This is a genomic window from Bacteroidota bacterium, from assembly GCA_038746285.1.
Lineage (GTDB): Bacteria > Bacteroidota > Rhodothermia > Rhodothermales > JANQRZ01 > JANQRZ01.
On the sequence record JBCDKT010000001.1, the window covers coordinates 1 to 16126 of the forward strand.

Consider the following 16126-nt stretch of genomic DNA (forward strand, 5'->3'; position numbering starts at 1 on the left):
CGCGTGTTTGGCTGGGCGTGGGCAGTGGTGCATCGAGAGCCGGGTCAGCGTGGGTTCGTAGTGCTGAAGAAGCGTTGGATCGTGGAGCGGACGTTCGCGTGGTTCGGTGGCTACCGTCGGTTGTCGAAGGACTACGAATATATCCCGGCGGTCAGCGAGGCGATGGTGCATCTGAGCGCGATCCGCTTGATGCTTCGTCGAGTAGCATAGCTTACCAAACAGTCTCTAAGACTATCTAGACCTGAGAGCGACTGTAACGAGTTGTTATTCTGTATGGAGAGACCGCCTCCACCGAACGTAATAGAAGCGAGACCCTCCAGCCCTTCCAACGTCTCCAACGCTCCGTTTCCAAGGAGAGAAAAACCTGTTGCAGAGGTGAGGTTCTCTAACCCCGACAGCGAAATGAGTCCACTGTTCTGAAGGATTCTAACATCATCGCCAACAGAGGCGAGCCCTTCTAATCCTGAGAGCGACGTCAGTGCTCCATTCGATGAGATCTCTACTGAACCACCGACAGAGACGACCCCATCTAGCCCTGAGAGGGACGATAGGGCAATGTTGCTCTCTATGACCAAGTCATCTCCAACCGAGCCTATGCTTTCTAGGCCCGCCAGCGATTCCAAAGCGACGTTACGCCTTATGAAAAGGTCCTCACCGACAGAGGTAAGTCCAGATAAAGGAGAGAGACTGATGATATCGGACGCATTCGGGAAAGTGCCAATGAAGAGACTCCCTGTTACCTCCGTGCAATCGAACGCGTCGACATCGTCTTGATCGCTGAGTATAATAGTCCCCTCGCACACCTGTGCCTGAGCGGGCGGTACGGTGCTGGCGAGGGCGAGGAGAGCGAGAAACAGTAGGTAGCGCATAGCAAGCGTGAGGTTGGTTTAGTGTGAGCCTTAGCTAACTCCAAAGTATGGGTCACCCACCAAACATGTGGCGCTTCCGACCGATTACTTCTGGCGCACCGCGCTGAGATGCTTATCCAGTACCCCCTACGAGCGACCCGTCTCGGACTGCTCCGCTGGCACCTCCGGCCGGACCGGCACCGGCTCTGCGGTCTGGCCGTCGCCCGCCTCGCGCACCGGCTCCAGCGTCGCGTCCTCGGCCGTCGCTACGGTGTCGTCGAGGTCGCTGAACTCCTCGATGAACATCTCCCAGACGGTGATGAACAGCCCCGCGATGATCGGGCCGATGACGAAGCCGGAGAGGCCGAAGGCCACGATCCCGCCGAGCGTCGAGAACAGGATCACGTAGTCCGGCAGCTGGGTGTCGCGCCCGACGAGGAGGGGCCGGAGGACGTTGTCGACGAGTCCGATCAGGAGGGCCCCGACCGCGATCAGGATGATGCCTTTGGCGACCGACCCGGTGGCGATGAGGTAGACCGCCGCCGGCCCCCACACGAGCGCCGAGCCGACCGCCGGGAGCATCGAGAGGATCGTCATCACAACCCCCCACAGCACCGGCGCGCCGAGCCCGAGCACCCAGAAGAGCAGCCCCCCGAGCGTCCCCTGCACGATGCCGACGACGAGCGTCCCCTTCACCGTCGCCCGCGAGACCTGGGCGAAGCGGGCGAAGAGCTTGCGCTCGCGCGGGTCGCCGAGCGGGAGCGCCCGGATCAGCCCTTCGATGAGGCGGTCCCCGTCGCGCAGGAAGAAGAACAGCAGGTAGAGCGTGAGCACGAACAGGATGAGCACGTTCACGGCCCCCTGCCCGAGCGCAATCGCCTGCGAGGCCACGAACTGGCTCACCGTGACGGCCGTGTTCTCGAGCGACTCCCGCACCCGGTCGAAGTCTACGTTGAAGCGCTGCATCTGCTCGCTGGCCAGCGGGAGCCACCGCTCGAACGCCTCCACGGGGGCCGTCACGTCGATCTCGCCGGAGGCCACGCGGTCGTAGACCGTCACGGCCTCGCCCGTCACCGCGATGCCGATCCCGGTCAGCGGCAGGATCACGAGGAGCACGACGGCCCCGATCGTCAGCACCGACGCGAGCGTGCGCCGGCCGCCGAGTTGGTCGCGCAGCGCCTCGTAGACCGGGTTGAACAGGATCGCCAGCACGACGGCCCAGAAGACCGGCTCCAGAAATGTCCGCAGCAGCCCCAGGAACGCGAGCGTCACCAGGACGACGAGCGCGAGGAAGGAGGCGTTTTCGACCGTGCGGATGCGCATACTTGGGGGCGCGGAGAGGAGAAGCGTGCCGTAAGGTAGCGCTCCTACGCGGCGCGGCGGCAGAGGGTGCACGAAAGTGTGAGAGACTGCTGAGGATTCACCTGAGCGGGCTACGCGCGGCTGCGACGCCCCGCCTCGGCGTCGCGCTGCATCGACGCACCGCAGAGGGTGCGCCTGGTGGGGTCGCTATGCTCCCCGATCCTACGGATTCGCGCTTCTTGAGGCAGATCGTCTCGCTCGCGCTCGCCTTCACTCTGGAAACGAAGTTCGGCGCAGCCAAATCTCAACAGTCTCTAACGTTTCCGCCGGCACCGGAGCTTCGAGCCCGAGCACGGATACACGCACCACCTCCCTCGCCACCGCACCGCTCCTATGCTGCCTCGCCTCGCGCTCTGCGCCCTCGCACTCACCCTCGCCGCCTGCGCCACGGCCCAAGATGAGGGGTTGACCGACCGCACCCTCCCCGGCTTCTCGACCAACACGGCCCAGCGCGCCATCGACCTCGGCGAACTCCGCGCCGGCGGGCCGCCGAAAGACGGCATCCCGTCGATCGACGAGCCGGTGTTCGTCTCGGCGGGCGAGGCTGCCGACTGGCTGGAGCCGCAGGAGCCGGTCGTCGCGCTCACCCTCGGCGGCGAGACGCGGGCCTACCCGCTCCAGATCCTGACGTGGCACGAGATTGTCAACGACGTGTTCGAGGGCGGCGCGGCCCCGGTGGCGGTGACGTTCTGCCCGCTCTGCTACAGCGCCGTCGCCTTCGACCGGCGGGTCGAGACCGAGGGCGGCACGCGAACCCTCACGTTCGGCGTCTCGGGGTTTCTCCGCTACTCCGACCTCGTGATGTTCGACCGCGAGACGGAGACCCTCTGGCAGCAGCTCACGGGCGACGCGCTCGTCGGCGACCTCCTCGGGACCCAACTCACGGTGCACCCGGCGCAGATCGTCTCGTTCGAGCAGTTCCGCGCGGCCTACCCCGAGAGCCGTGTCCTCTCCCGCGAGACCGGCCACACCCGCGACTACGGGCGCAATCCCTATGCGGGCTACGACGACATCGACCGCCAGCCCTTCCTCTTCGACGGCCCCGAGGACGACCGGCTCCGCCCGATGGAGAAGGTGGTCGCGCTCAAGCTCGACGGCGCGGAGAAGGCCTACCCGTACACGCTGACCCGCGAGCAGCGTGTGGTGAACGACGAGGCGGCCGGCACCCCACTCGTCGTTTTCCACGCCGACGGGGCCGTCTCCGCCCTCGACGCCGCCGAGATCGCCGCCTCCCGGCAGGCCGGCTCGACCGGCGTCTTCGACCGGCGCGCAGGCGGGCAGACGCTGACGTTTCAGTGGGACGATGGGTTTGTGGACACCGAGACCGGGAGCCGGTGGGACGTGACGGGCCGCGCCGTCGCCGGGCCGCTCGCGGGCACCCAGCTCGCCCGCCTCCCGCACGGCGACTACTTCGCCTTCGCGTGGCTCGCGTTCAAGCCCGAGACAGAGATCTACCGGTAGGGCACATCACCGCCGCGCCAGCTTCTTCACCAGGTCCTGCCTGCTGTGCGCAATCGCAAGTGGTTCTACCTCACTACCGTCTTCTAATGCAAGGTAGACGACGCGAAATCCTTCGACGATCAGCTCCCAAAACGCCTCGTTCCCTATCTCCGGCACTTGGCGGCCCATGCACGGGAAGTCTTCCAACCGGGATACCGACTCGAACAACCGGCTGACGATGGGGCGGGCGTACTCCGGCGAGCGGTCTTCGTAGTAATCGCGGATCGTTGCCAAGTCTTGCCGGGCGGCTACCGACCACGCTATGACAGCCACTGCTCGAACTCCTCGCGCACCTCGTCGTGCGGCACGGTGCGCCCTGCCCGCACGTCCGCCAGCCCGCGCTCGACTTTCTGGAGGAAGTATAGTTCGTACAGGATGTCCTCGAACGTGACATCCTCATCGAGGCGCTCGATCAGGCGCAGGGAGGCTTGCTTGTCTGAAAGCGTGCAGGGAGGCATGGGTCGGGTTAGGGTCGCTTGTTCTCGGTTCTACGCCCGGGACGCAGATTGTTCTACGCACCCGCTCTCGCCCGGAGGTGCGCCTGCGCGGCGGCGAGGCGGGCGATGGGGACGCGGAAGGGCGAGCACGAGACGTAGTCCAGCCCGGTCTCGTAGAAGAACGCCACCGACTCTGGCTCCCCGCCGTGCTCGCCGCAGATACCGATCTTGAGGCTGGGCTTCGTCGCCCGGCCCTGCGCCGTCGCCGTCTGGACGAGGAGGCCGACGCCCTCGCGGTCGAGGACCTGGAACGGATCGTCGGGGAGGAGGCCGTGCGCGGTGTAGTGCGGGAGGAAGGTGCCCGCGTCGTCGCGGCTGTAGCCGAAGGTCATCTGCGTGAGGTCGTTCGTGCCGAAGGAGAAGAAGTCGGCGGCCTCGGCGATGGGGCCCGCCACGAGCGCGGCGCGCGGCACCTCGATCATCGTCCCGACGAGGTAGTCGACGCGCGCGCCCTGCTCCTCGAAGACGGCCTCGGCGGTCGCCTCGATGAGGGCGCGCTGGTGGGCAAACTCGGCGACGGTCCCGACGAGCGGGACCATGATCTCGGGCCGGACCTCGCCCCCCTCGTTCTCCAATTCGACGGCCGCTTCGAGGATGGCGCGGGCCTGCATCTCGGTGATGGCCGGGACGGTGATGCCGAGGCGGCAGCCCCGGTGCCCAAGCATCGGGTTGAACTCGCCGAGCGCTTCGACGCGGGCCTGCACGGCCTCGGCCGTCATCCCGAGGCTCTGGGCGAGCGCCTGCTGGTCTTCGGCGTCGTGCGGGAGGAACTCGTGGAGCGGCGGGTCGAGCAGGCGGACCGTGACCGGCCGGCCGGCCATCGCCCGGAAGATGCCCTTGAAGTCCTGCTTCTGGTGCGGCAGGAGGGCGTCGAGCGCGGCGCGGCGCTCGGCCTCGCTCTCGGCGAGGATCATCCGGCGGACCGTCGTGAGGCGCTCGGCGTCGAAGAACATGTGCTCGGTGCGGCAGAGCCCGATGCCCTCGGCCCCGAAGCGGACCGCCTGCGCGGCGTCGGCCGGCGTGTCGGCGTTCGTGCGGACGCGGAGGGTGCGGAAGCCGTCGGCCCAGCCGAGGACGGTCGCAAAGGCGTCGCTCATCTCGGGATCGACGAGCGTCTGCTCGCCCCGGATCACCTCGCCCGTCGTGCCGTTGATCGAGAGCCAGTCGCCCTCCTGGATCGTCGTCCCGTTCGCAGCGAACGACCGGGTGCCGTAGTCGATGCGAATGTCGCCGCAGCCGGCGACGCACGGCTTACCCCAGCCTCGGGCCACGACGGCGGCGTGCGAGGTCATCCCGCCGCGTGCCGTCAGGATCCCCTCGGCGGCGTCCATCCCACCGATGTCTTCGGGGCTGGTCTCGACGCGGACGAGGATCGTCGGCGTGCCCTCGGCCCGGTGCGCCTCGGCGTCCTCGGCGCTGAAGACGGCCCGCCCGACGGCCGCCCCCGGCGAGGCGGGGAGGCCAGTCCCGATCACGTCGGCGCTGTAGTCGGCGTCGTCGGCGAAGCGGGGGTGGAGGAGCGCGTCGAGGTGGCCCGGCTCGACGCGGTCGCGGACGACCTCCTCCTCGGTCGCCAGCCCGGCCTCGACGAGGTCCACGGCGATGCGGACGGCGGCGGCTCCGGTGCGCTTGCCGGTCCGGGTCTGGAGGAGGTAGAGCGCGCCCTCCTGGACGGTGAACTCGATGTCCTGCATGTCGCCGTAGTGCCGCTCCAGGCGGCCTGCCACGTCGACGAGCTGGTGGTAGGCCTCGGGGAAGGCGGCCTCCATCTCGGCGATCGGCTTCGGGGTGCGGATGCCCGCGACCACATCCTCGCCCTGCGCGTTCTGGAGGAACTCGCCGTAGAGTTCGGGGGCACCGGTCGAGGGGTTGCGCGTGAAGCAGACGCCGGTGCCGCTCCCCGCGCCGGTGTTGCCGAAGACCATCGCCTGGACCGTGACGGCGGTGCCGAGGAGCCCCCCGCCGAGGCGGTTGATCTTGCGGTAGCGGATGGCGCGCTCGTTGTTCCACGACGCGAAGACGGCATCGATGGCGAGGCGAAGCTGCTCGGCCGGGTCGGTCGGGAAGTCGCCGCCGGTGTGGGTGCGGTAGACGGCTTTGTAGCGCTCGACGAGGTCCCGGAGATCGGCGGCGCTCAGGTCTAGGTCGTGCCGGGCGCCCCTCTCTTTTTTGAGCGCGTCGATAGCTGCCTCGAAGTGCTCGTGGTGGACGCCCACGACGACGTCGCCGAACATGTCGATGAAGCGGCGATAGGCGTCGTAGGCGAAGCGCTCGTTGCCGGTCTCGGCCGCGAGGCCGGCCACCACCTCGTCGTTCAGGCCGAGGTTGAGGACCGTGTCCATCATCCCCGGCATCGAGATCGCCGCACCGCTGCGGACTGAGACCAGAAGCGGGCGCGCCGCATCCCCGAGCCGCCGCCCCATCGCCTCTTCGACGTGGCCCAGGCCGCCCTGGACATCGGCCTCCATGCCGTTCGGCCACGCGCCGTCGTGCTCGATCACGTAGCGGCAGGCGGCGGTCGAGATCGTGAACCCGGGCGGGACAGGCAGGCCGATGCTGCTCATCTCGGCGAGGTTCGCGCCCTTGCCGCCGAGGAGCGATTTCATGGAAGCGCTTCCGGCCGCGGTTCCGTTTCCGAACTGGTAGACGTGCGAGGTGAGCATGGTAGCGGGTTGTGGGGCAGGAGTGACGGCGCGCCCTCGGTCCTGCCGCTAGCGTGCCACGGCTGCGAGGAGGCGGATAGTGCGCCGAGAGGGAAGAGACGGGCTACGCGGGCGATGCACTGTCCGGCTGGGCCGCGCTCGCGATGCCCCGCAGGTAGGCGACCGCTTCGGCGTGCTCGGCCGGGACGTCGCTCCAGAATACGGCCTCTTTGATGGCCCCGGTGGCGGCGCGCTCCGGTCCTTCCAGCGTCGGGACAACCTCGTCGAAGAGGGCGGCCCGGCGGAGCGCCTCGTCCTTCTTCGCCATCATGAACGCGAAGGCGGGGTCGTGCTCGTTCGGGATCTCGCCCTCCAGGATCGCCTCGCGGATCCACTCCTTGACGATCCCGACGGCGACGCCCTCGCGCACGCCGAGCGTCTCCATGATCTCGTGCCCGTCCACCGGCGGCTCGAAGTGGCGCAGCCGGTCCTTCTCCTCGACCTCGGCGAACTTGGCCTCGACCCTGTCGAAGGCGGCGAGGTAGCGGCGGACGCGGCTCGGGTTCTTACTCGTGATGTCGGCGCGGACGAGCAGCATCAGGTCGTCGATCCGGTCGCCGGCGTCGAAGAGGAGGCGGCGCACGGCGGAGTCGGTGACGGCGTCGTCGACGAGCGCGACGGGGCGGTGGTGGAGCGCGACGAGGTCGCGGACATAGATCATCCGCTCGTCGAGCGGGAGCTTGAGGCGGCGGAAGAGGGTCGGGACGTTGCGCGCACCGCGGTCCTCGTGGCCGTGGAAGGTCCAGCCCGAGGCCTTCGAGAAGCGCTTGGTCTCGGGCTTGGCGTGGTCGTGGAGGAGCGCCGCCCACCGGAGCCACAGCACGCGCTCGTCGTCGCGCTCGGCGGTCATCGCGGCGAGGTTGTCGACCACCTCGAGGGTGTGGAAGAAGTTGTCCTTGTGGCTCTGCCCGCCGACGGTCTCGACCCCCGCGAGCGCTGGAAGCTCGGGCAGGAAGTGCTCCAGCAGCCGGGCCTGGTACAGAATCTCCAGCCCGACCGACGGCTTGGGCGAGAGGAGGATTTTGTTCAGCTCGTCCACGATCCGCTCGGCGCTGACGATCGCGAGGCGCGGGGCCCGGTCCCGCATCGCGCGCTCGGCGTCGATGTCGAGGTCGAAGCCGAGTTGGGCGGCGAAGCGGGCGGCGCGGAGCATCCGCAGCGGGTCGTCCTCGAAGGTGACGTGCGGGTCGAGCGGCGTGCGGAGCTTCTTGCCGACGAGGTCGATCATGCCGCCGAAGGGGTCGAGGACGTTGCCGAAGCGCTCGGCCCCCAGCGCGAGGGCGAGGGCGTTGACCGTGAAGTCGCGCCGGGCCTGGTCCTCCTCCAGGGTGCCGTCCTCGACGAGTGGCTTGCGGCTCTCGGCGCGGTAGCTCTCTTTGCGCGCCCCGACGAACTCCAGCACCAAGCTGCCTTCCGACTCGGGCAGGCGGATCGCGGCCGTCCCGAAGTTTTCGTACACATGCACCGTGCGTCCGCCCATCTTCTTCCCCACCGCCTTCGCCAGCGTGATCCCGCTGCCGTTGCCGATAGAGACGAAGTCGAGATCGGTCGTTGGACGCCCGAGGAAGGCGTCGCGGACGGCCCCGCCGACGGCGTACGCCTCGATCTTGAGCCTGTCGGCGACGGCCCCGACAGTGCGGAGCACGGCCTCGTGCGGAAGAGGGGTATCGCTCATGCGAACACGACCGTATTCATTTCAACTGGAGAGCACGTCATCCTGAGCGGAGGCCGTAGGCTGGAGTCGAAGAACCCGAAGGCTCGGCGAAGCCCATCTCTTCGGAGAAAGCCTCAGCAGCATGGTATCCCGGTGCCCGAAAAGATCCATTCGACTGCGCTTCGGGCTGCGCCCTCCGCTTCGCTCAAGATGACCCGGTGGAAAGCGTGGGGTCTCACGGCTCAAAGCGCCGAGGGAAAGCTACCAACCCGAGCCCGCCTTCGCACACCCGGCAGCGTCTTCGCTCTGTTTTGATGCGTCGGCGCTGAACCCGGTCCCCGACGTGTATGTTGGACGCACCGTGCCTTCTCTCCTCGATCCCTGCCGCTATGCGCCTGCTGCTACTCCTCCTTCTTGCTGCCCCTCTTGCGGCGCAGGACATCCCCGCCGTCGGCACCGAGCAGACGCTCGACGTGGCGACGTGGAACATCGAGCGCTTCGGTGATGCCGGCGGTCCGAGCGACGCAGGGCAGTTCGCCAACGCACTCGCCGTGATCCGGGCGGCCGAGATCGACCTGTGGGCGCTTCAGGAAATGAACGACGAGGACGACTTCGAGGCGCTCGTCGATTCGCTCGGCGACGGGTGGGAGGGCGAGTGGCGGCGCGGCGGGCCGCTCGGCTACGGCTTCATCTACAAGACGGACATCATCAGTCCGCTCCTCGACCTCGTCATCCTGGACGAGTTCTCGTTCGCCTTCGCCAGCCGGCCGCCGCTCCTACTCCTGGCGAACGTCACGCTGCCCGACACGACCGTCCGGGGCCTCCACTTCATCGACATCCACGCCAAGTGCTGCAGCGACCAGCCGAGTTACAACCGTCGCCTCGACGCGTCCGGGGCGCTCAAGGACTACCTCGACGAGGAGATCCTGGCCGACGGCGACAAGGCGATCATCCTCGGCGACCTCAACGACGAACTGCGGAGCTCGATCACGCCGGGCGAGGTCTCGCCCTACCAGAACTTCCGCGACGACGGCGACAACTACCGCTTCCTCACCGAAGTCCTCGACCTCGCGAACGTCCCGACGTTCTGCTCGAACCAGTCCTGCACCTCGGGCTCGACGCTCGACCACATCCTCCTCACGCGCGAGGTCGAGAGCGACTACCAGGACCGCTCGCTGTCGCGCTTCGACGAGGTGCTCGAAGAAATCCCGAACTACACCTCCACGACCTCGGACCACGTCCCGGTCTACGCCCGCTTCGACTTCGCGCCGGTGGTCTCGACCGAGAACGAGACCGCGCCGACCGCCTTCGCGCTCCGCGCCCCGTTCCCCAACCCGTTCCGCGAGGCGACCACGCTGGCCTACGACCTCCCGGCGGCCGCCACCGTGCAGCTCGAAGTCTTCGACGCCCTCGGCCGCCGCGTGGCGACACTCGGCCAGGGTCCGCGCTCGGCTGGCACGCACGAGGTCACTTTCGCCCCGGTCCGCCTCGTCCCCGGCCTCTACCTTGTCCGGCTGACAGCGGACGGGCAGACCGCGACGCGGCGGCTCGTGCATGCACGATGAGAACTCATCGTCAGGCGCGGGGTAGATGCTGCTCGCACAGAGGAAAAGACCCATGAGTTTGCAAGAGCTTATCGAGGCCGTCCGGCAGCTCCCGCCGGAGCAGCGCCGCCAGTTTGAGGTGGCGTACGAGCGGATGCGGTCCGGCGGTGACGGGGCCGAGGCCGACGAGCGCAGCGCCTACGACAAGTTGAAGCACCTCATCGGCAGAGCCGAAGGTCCGCCCGATCTGAGCACGAACCCTGACTATATGAAGGGGTTTGGCGAGGACTCACTGTCGTGAGCCCGACCGCGATTGCTGACACGGGCTTTATCGTAGGCCTGCTCAACCGGCGCGACACCTATCACGATTGGGCAACTGGGCACGTCGGGCGTTTCTCTGTCCTCCATACGTGCGAAGCCGTCATCACCGAGGCGTGTTTCCTGATGCACGAACGAACCGGCAGCGCCGAGTTAGTGATCGGGATGCTCTCCACCGGCGGCCTTGTCGCCAGCTATAGTGTCCAGGGTGACGAGGCCCGCATCGAGGCGCTGATGGCGAAGTACGCCGACGTGCCGATGAGCTTTGCCGACGCCTGCCTCGTGCGGATGAGCGAGCGGCACCCTGAACGCGAGATCGTCACGGCCGACGGCGATTTCCGCGTGTACCGTCGCAGCGGCAGCGACATGATCCCTGCGATCCTTCCCTAGCATCGCTGCCGCACGCTGCGCGTGCTTTGTCTTCACGCGCTTCTCGTGCTCGCCGGAGGTATTGGTTTTTATTTTGAACCAGTCTAAACAACAAGCCCCAACCCGCCATGTATCGCCCGCTGCTCTTCCTCCTCGCTGCTCTCCTTGTCCTCCCCGCCTGCCAGACATCTGACTCTGACGTGACCGCCGACGGTGCCACCGCCGAGTCCGGCGAACTCGTCATCTACTCCGGCCGCAAGCAGGCCCTCATCGAGCCCATCGTGGACCGCTTCCGCGACGAGACCGGGATCGACGTCCAGGCCCGCTACGGCAGCGACGCCGAGATGATCGCGGCGCTCGAAGAGGAGGGCGACCGCAGCCAGGCCGACCTCTTCCTCGCCAACACCGCCGGCGCGCTCGGCGCGGCGCGCAACGCCGGCCTGTTCACCGACCTCCCGGACAGCTTGCTCCAGATGCCGTCGGGCTTCGTCCCGTCGAGTGGGCAGTGGGTGCCGGTGACGGTCCGCTTCCGCGTCCTCGCCTACGACAGCACGCGCGTCGACCCGAGCACGCTCCCCGCCTCCGTCCTCGACATGCCGGGCGCGTCGAACCTGGCCGGCCGGATCGGGTGGACGCCGACGTACTCCAGCTTCCAGGACTTCATCACCGCCCTCCGCATCGACCAGGGTCCCGAGGCGACCGAGGCGTGGATCGAGGGCGTGCAGGCGCTCGAGCCGAAGGCCTACGGCTCGAACACGCCGATGCTCGAAGCCCTCGCCGCGGGCGAGATCGACGTGGCGCTGACGAACCACTACTACGTCCTCCGCCTCCTCAACAACGCCGCCGACGCCCCGCCGCCGGTGGGGACCCACCGCTTCGCCGAGGGCGACGCGGGCAACCTCGCGCTCGTCACCGGCGCGGGCGCGCTCGGGACCGGGCAGAACCGCGAGAGCGCACTCCGCTTCCTCTCGTTCCTCCTCCAGCCCGAGACGCAGGCACTCTTCGCCGAGGAGGTGCGGGAGTACCCGGTCGTGCGCGGCGTGGACGTACCGCCGGCGCTCCTGTCGTTCGACGAGGTCCAGAACCTCAGCCCGGACATCGACTTCGAGGAACTCCGCGACCTCGAAGGCACGCTTGCCCTGCTCCGCGACGAAGAACTGCTCTGAGCGACGAGCTACGAACGACGAGCTACGAACGGGCGTACCCTGCCCCCATGCTCTCACTCGACGTTCGCCGCTCGCCGTTCGCAACACGCTGGTATCTCTGGACGCCGGTGGCGCTCGTCGTCATCGGCGTCTCTGTGCCGCTGGCCTACCTCGTAGTCCGGGCGTTTGAGGCGGAGGCGGACACGCTCGTCTCGCTGGTTTTTCGAATGCGGAACCTGCGGCTGCTCGGCAACACGGTCGGGCTGGCCGCGGCGGTCCTCGGGGCGACGGCGGCGCTGGCGCTCCCGCTCGCGTGGCTCTCGGCGCGGACCGACGTGTGGGGCCGCCGGGCGGTGACGCTCCTCGGCGTGCTCCCGCTCGCGGTGCCGGGCTACGTGATGGCCTACGCCCTCCTCGCCACGGCCGGGCCGAACGGAACGCTCGCCGACCTTGCCGGACTCGTCGTCCCCCGGCCGCACGGGTTCGTCGGAGCGTGGCTCGCGCTCAGCCTCTCGACGTTTCCGTACCTCTTCCTAAACCTTCGGACGGCGCTGCTGGGTCTCGATCCGGCGCTGGAGGAGTCGGCGCGGTCGCTCGGGGCGACGCGGCGGGCCGTCGTGGGGCGCGTCGTGCTGCCGCAGCTTTTGCCGGCCTTTCTCGCGGGCGGGCTGCTCGTCGTCCTCCACGTCCTGGGCGACTTCGGGGTCGTCTCGCTGATGCGGTTCGAGACGTTCAGCTACGCGGTCTACCTCCAGTACGCGGCCTCGTACGACCGGATCTACGCAGCGTGGCTGGCACTGATGCTGCTGGCGCTGACGGGCTCGCTGCTCTGGGGCGAGGCGCGGCTGCTGCGGGGGCGGCGCTTCGACCGGGCCGGGAGCGGGGCCGTGCGGCGCCGCCGGCGGACCCGGCTCGGGGCGTGGCAGTTCCCGGCGGTCGGGTTCGCAGGCAGCGTCGGGCTGCTCTCGGTCGGGGTGCCGGTCGTGACGATCGTGTACTGGCTCGGGCGCGGGACGGAGCGCGACACCTGGGGCCACCTCGCCGCCGCGCTCGCCGACTCGGCAACGGCGAGCGCACTCGCGGCGGTGCTGGCGGCGACGCTCGCGGTGCCGGTGGCGTACCTCGGCGTGCGGCAGGCGACGCGCGGGACGCGGATCCTGGAGCGCGTCGCCTACCTCGGCTACGCGACCCCGCCGCTCGCGTTCGCGCTCGCGTTCGTGTTCTTCTCGCTGCGCGCGGTGCCGTGGGCGTACCAGACCCTTGGGCTGCTCGTCTTCGCCTACGCGCTGCACTTCCTCGCCGAGGCGCTCGGGCCGGTGCGGAGCGCGCTCTACCAGGCCCCGCCGCAGGTCGAGGAGGCGGCGCGCTCGCTCGGGCGCTCGCCGGTCGGGGCGTTCTTCGCGGCGACGTTTCCGCTCCTGCGCCGGGGTCTCGTGGTGAGTGCGGCGTTTGTGTTCCTCTCGGCACTGAAGGAACTCCCGATCACGTTTCTGCTTTCTCCGCTCGGCTTCGAGTCGCTGGCGATGCGGCTGTGGAGCGCGGCGAGCGAGTCGCTCTTCAGCGCCGCTGCACCCTACGCCCTCGCGCTCGTCCTGGCCTCGGCGGTGCTCGTCGGGCTGCTCTTACAACGGGAGGAAGAGTAGGGGTTTGATTAATCAAACCCCTACGGGTGCCAGGCGAGAGCGATGATGCTAGCTTCTTGCCCACTGTCTTACCGTCCACCGTCTCACCGTTCACCGTGCCGTCCCTTCTCACGGTCTCCTGCCTCTCGAAACGTTTCGCCGCCGGCGCGCTGCCGGTCGTGAACGGCCTCTCGTTCGAGGTCGCCGAGGGCGAGACGTTTGCCCTCCTCGGGCCGAGCGGGTGCGGGAAGACGACGGCGCTCCGCTGCATCGCGGGCTTCGAGCAGCCCGACGGCGGGACGGTTGCGCTCGGCGGCCGGATGCTCGTGGGCGAGGGGGCGCTCGTCCCGCCGGAGCGGCGCGGGATCGGGTTCGTGTTCCAGGACTACGCCCTCTTCCCTCACCTCTCGGTGCGCGACAACGTCCTCTTCGGCCTCGGCACCCTGCCCAAGCGGGAGCGCCCGGCCCGCGCCGACGAGGTGCTTCGGCTGGTCGGCCTCGGCGGGCTGGAGGACCGCCGGCCGCACGCGCTCTCGGGCGGGCAGCAGCAGCGCGTGGCCCTCGCCCGCGCGATGGCCCCGCGCCCCCGGCTCCTCCTCCTCGACGAGCCGTTTTCCAACCTCGACGCGCTCCTCCGGCAGGAGATGCGCGCCCGCGTCCGCGACCTCCTCAAGCGCGAGGGCATGACCGCGCTTCTCGTCACCCACGATCAGGAAGAGGCCCTCTCGTTCGCCGACCGCGTGGCGGTGATGCAGGCCGGGCAGATCGACCAGACGGGAACGCCAGAGGAGATCTACACGACGCCGCGCACGCTCTTCGTCGCCCAGTTCCTCGGGCAGACCAACCTCCTGCTGACCCAGGCCGAGGGCGACGAGGCGGAGACCGTCCTCGGGCGTCTCAGGCTGGACCGGGCGGCGCACGGCTCCGTCCTGCTCTCGATTCGGCCGGAGCACCTGGCGCTGGCTGCGTTCCCCGAGACGGAAGCATGCCTCGCGGGCACCGTCCTTGCGAGGGAGTACCGCGGTCACGACATCACCTACCGCGTCGGGCTCGGGACGGACGGCGGGGTGGACTGCCTCGTCCACTCCGACAACCGGACGACCTTTGCCCCGGGCGATGCTGTCTGGGTGCGGGCGCTGGAACCGGCGGTCGTCCTGGAGAAGATCGGCGCGGCTCCGTCGTGACCGAGGCCGCGAGCCGATCCTGTCCTTACTCATTCCGACAGCACTATGCGTACTGCGATCTCCATCCTTCTTCTCGGCTCCACCCTCGTCCTCGCCGGGTGCGACGCCAGCGAGACCGACCAGGCCATCGACCTGCTAACGGACGGCGCGTGGCGGATCGTCGACCCAGCGGCCAATCCCGATTTGCCCGTGCGCTACGAGTTCCGGCAAAACAACCGCGGCGGCCGTCTCGACCTCACCTTTGCCAACGGTTCCGAGCTGACCACGGAGTGGGCGCTCGACGAGAACGCTACGGTCCTCGTCTACCGAGACCAGGGCGGTGAGCAGATCAACATCCCGATCCTGACGCTCACCGAAACCGACCTCAGGCTGGAGTTCGACGGCACGCCCGTCGATTTCGTCCGGGCGTAGGCTACGGCCTTAGACGTCGCCGTCCGGGGCGACGCGGATGTCCCAGGCGAGCATCTGCTCGATGTCAGCGTAGTCCTCCTCGTCGTCGCCTTCGAGTAGGAACTTGTAGTCGCCGAGGTCGCCGCGCTGGCTGGCCTTGACGCGGCTCCAGGCGGTCCCGTCGGTGTCGGTGAAGGCGTCCGGGAACGGACTCGGAATCCGGTGCGACGGGTGGTAGTTGCGGTAGGTCTTCTGGGCTTCGTAGAGCGCGGCCCGGCGCGCCCCGGCCCGCGTCACGCTCCGGCCCTCGACCCGGAAGGGGGCGACCGTGATGCTCGCGCGCACCTCGTCGCCGCCGCTTTCCTCCTCGGGGTCGAGGTACTCTGGGCGCATCACCTTGAAGTCGTCGGGGTGCGGGTAGGCACTGCGTTCGGCGTCGTACATGGGGCGGCGTTGCTTTTTCTCTGGATGCAGCGTTTGCAGGTAGACAGGGCGTCGTAAACTACCGACGCCCCGCCGAGCCTCCCACCAAGACCCCTCGAAGTTTCGCGCTCGGCCTCACCCGAACCACGCGACGACGACATGGACCCGCACCCCCTGGCGATGCCGGCCGCCCTGGGCGACCTGCCCGACGGTATCGACTTCGAGGACGACGACGACCTCCTCGACGACGACGAGTTCGACGACAGCGACCTCGAACTCGACGACGACGACTTCGACGAGGACCTCGACTTCGAAGAGGATGAGTTCGACGACGACGACCTCGTCTTTGACGACGACGATTTTTAGAGGACGAGACGCTGGTGCCGGATCGGCTGACCGGTAGCGGCGACCGGTGGCGAGGCAGCGGGCACGCGTGATAGCCGTTATCGGTTCAGCTAGGATGCTGTTATTGTGGCCTGCCGGTCGGGCCTCGCCTGCGCGCGGTTATCCACAGGGGCTGTCGTTCTGTGTATTGTTGTGCATAACGGATATATTGCGTGCGTATACA

General features: G+C 68.3%; 17 protein-coding genes. 10 read left to right on the forward strand and 7 right to left on the reverse strand.

Translation table 11 applies throughout. The annotated features are described in order from the left end of the window. Nucleotides 1–210 (forward strand): transposase (locus AAGI91_00005; GenBank protein MEM1040989.1); only part of this gene is annotated, 210 nt, incomplete at its 5' end. Here the strand turns inward: AAGI91_00005 and AAGI91_00010 are convergent. Further along, a complete protein-coding gene (locus AAGI91_00010; GenBank protein MEM1040990.1) occupies nt 132–869 on the reverse strand; it encodes a hypothetical protein in 738 nt (245 codons plus the stop codon). The two genes, AAGI91_00005 and AAGI91_00010, sit on opposite strands and share 79 nt — an antisense overlap. Nucleotides 870–995: 126 nt before the next feature. Further along, on the reverse strand, nt 996–2171 hold the full coding sequence (locus tag AAGI91_00015) for an AI-2E family transporter (protein MEM1040991.1): 1176 nt from the start codon (nt 2169–2171) through the stop codon (nt 996–998). Between the two features lie 372 nt (nt 2172–2543). On the opposite strand from AAGI91_00015, the gene AAGI91_00020 reads away from it, so the two are divergent. Then, on the forward strand, nt 2544–3671 hold the full coding sequence (locus tag AAGI91_00020; protein ID MEM1040992.1) for a DUF3179 domain-containing protein: 1128 nt from the start codon (nt 2544–2546) through the stop codon (nt 3669–3671). Between the two features lie 6 nt (nt 3672–3677). On the opposite strand, the gene AAGI91_00025 is transcribed toward AAGI91_00020, so the two are convergent. From AAGI91_00025 to AAGI91_00040, 4 genes are all read right to left on the reverse strand, one after another. Next, on the reverse strand, nt 3678–3944 hold the full coding sequence (locus AAGI91_00025; protein ID MEM1040993.1) for a type II toxin-antitoxin system RelE/ParE family toxin: 267 nt from the start codon (nt 3942–3944) through the stop codon (nt 3678–3680). Nucleotides 3945–3970: 26 nt separating this feature from the next. Beyond that, the gene (locus AAGI91_00030) at nt 3971–4168 is read right to left on the reverse strand and encodes a hypothetical protein (GenBank protein MEM1040994.1); all 198 of its coding nucleotides are present in this window, start codon (nt 4166–4168) and stop codon (nt 3971–3973) included. Between the two features lie 53 nt (nt 4169–4221). Beyond that, entirely contained in the window at nt 4222–6870 is a 2649-nt protein-coding gene (gene ppdK / locus AAGI91_00035) for a pyruvate, phosphate dikinase (GenBank protein MEM1040995.1), read from the reverse strand. Nucleotides 6871–6973: 103 nt separating this feature from the next. Then, on the reverse strand, nt 6974–8584 hold the full coding sequence (locus AAGI91_00040; GenBank protein MEM1040996.1) for an HD domain-containing protein: 1611 nt from the start codon (nt 8582–8584) through the stop codon (nt 6974–6976). A gap of 368 nt (nt 8585–8952) precedes the next feature. Here AAGI91_00040 and AAGI91_00045 point away from each other — a divergent pair, with 368 nt between their 5' ends. The 7 genes from AAGI91_00045 to AAGI91_00075 all read left to right on the forward strand — a co-directional run bounded on the left by AAGI91_00045 (nt 8953) and on the right by AAGI91_00075 (nt 15156). Further along, nucleotides 8953–10128 (forward strand): endonuclease/exonuclease/phosphatase family protein, encoded by a 1176-nt coding sequence (locus AAGI91_00045; protein ID MEM1040997.1) that lies wholly within the window; start codon nt 8953–8955, stop codon nt 10126–10128. A gap of 52 nt (nt 10129–10180) precedes the next feature. After that, entirely contained in the window at nt 10181–10408 is a 228-nt protein-coding gene (locus tag AAGI91_00050) for a hypothetical protein (protein ID MEM1040998.1), read from the forward strand. Next, nucleotides 10405–10815: a PIN domain-containing protein gene (locus AAGI91_00055; protein ID MEM1040999.1), complete on the forward strand. Its 411-nt coding sequence runs from the start codon at nt 10405–10407 to the stop codon at nt 10813–10815. Before AAGI91_00050 ends, AAGI91_00055 begins: the two co-directional genes overlap by 4 nt. Before the next feature lie 107 nt (nt 10816–10922). Further along, nucleotides 10923–11960, forward strand: coding sequence for an extracellular solute-binding protein (locus AAGI91_00060; GenBank protein MEM1041000.1), 1038 nt, complete (start codon nt 10923–10925; stop codon nt 11958–11960). Between the two features lie 47 nt (nt 11961–12007). Further along, nucleotides 12008–13582, forward strand: coding sequence for an iron ABC transporter permease (locus tag AAGI91_00065; protein ID MEM1041001.1), 1575 nt, complete (start codon nt 12008–12010; stop codon nt 13580–13582). A 95-nt stretch (nt 13583–13677) separates the two neighbouring features. Then, a complete protein-coding gene (locus AAGI91_00070; protein MEM1041002.1) occupies nt 13678–14745 on the forward strand; it encodes an ABC transporter ATP-binding protein in 1068 nt (355 codons plus the stop codon). 45 nt (nt 14746–14790) lie between these two features. After that, the gene (locus tag AAGI91_00075) at nt 14791–15156 is read left to right on the forward strand and encodes a hypothetical protein (protein MEM1041003.1); all 366 of its coding nucleotides are present in this window, start codon (nt 14791–14793) and stop codon (nt 15154–15156) included. A gap of 9 nt (nt 15157–15165) precedes the next feature. Here AAGI91_00075 and AAGI91_00080 read toward each other — a convergent pair whose 3' ends face one another. Further along, a complete protein-coding gene (locus AAGI91_00080) occupies nt 15166–15579 on the reverse strand; it encodes a hypothetical protein (protein MEM1041004.1) in 414 nt (137 codons plus the stop codon). 138 nt (nt 15580–15717) lie between these two features. Between AAGI91_00080 and AAGI91_00085 the strand changes: the two genes are divergently transcribed. Beyond that, nucleotides 15718–15924 (forward strand): hypothetical protein, encoded by a 207-nt coding sequence (locus tag AAGI91_00085; GenBank protein MEM1041005.1) that lies wholly within the window; start codon nt 15718–15720, stop codon nt 15922–15924. The last annotated feature ends 202 nt before the right edge of the window (nt 15925–16126 follow it).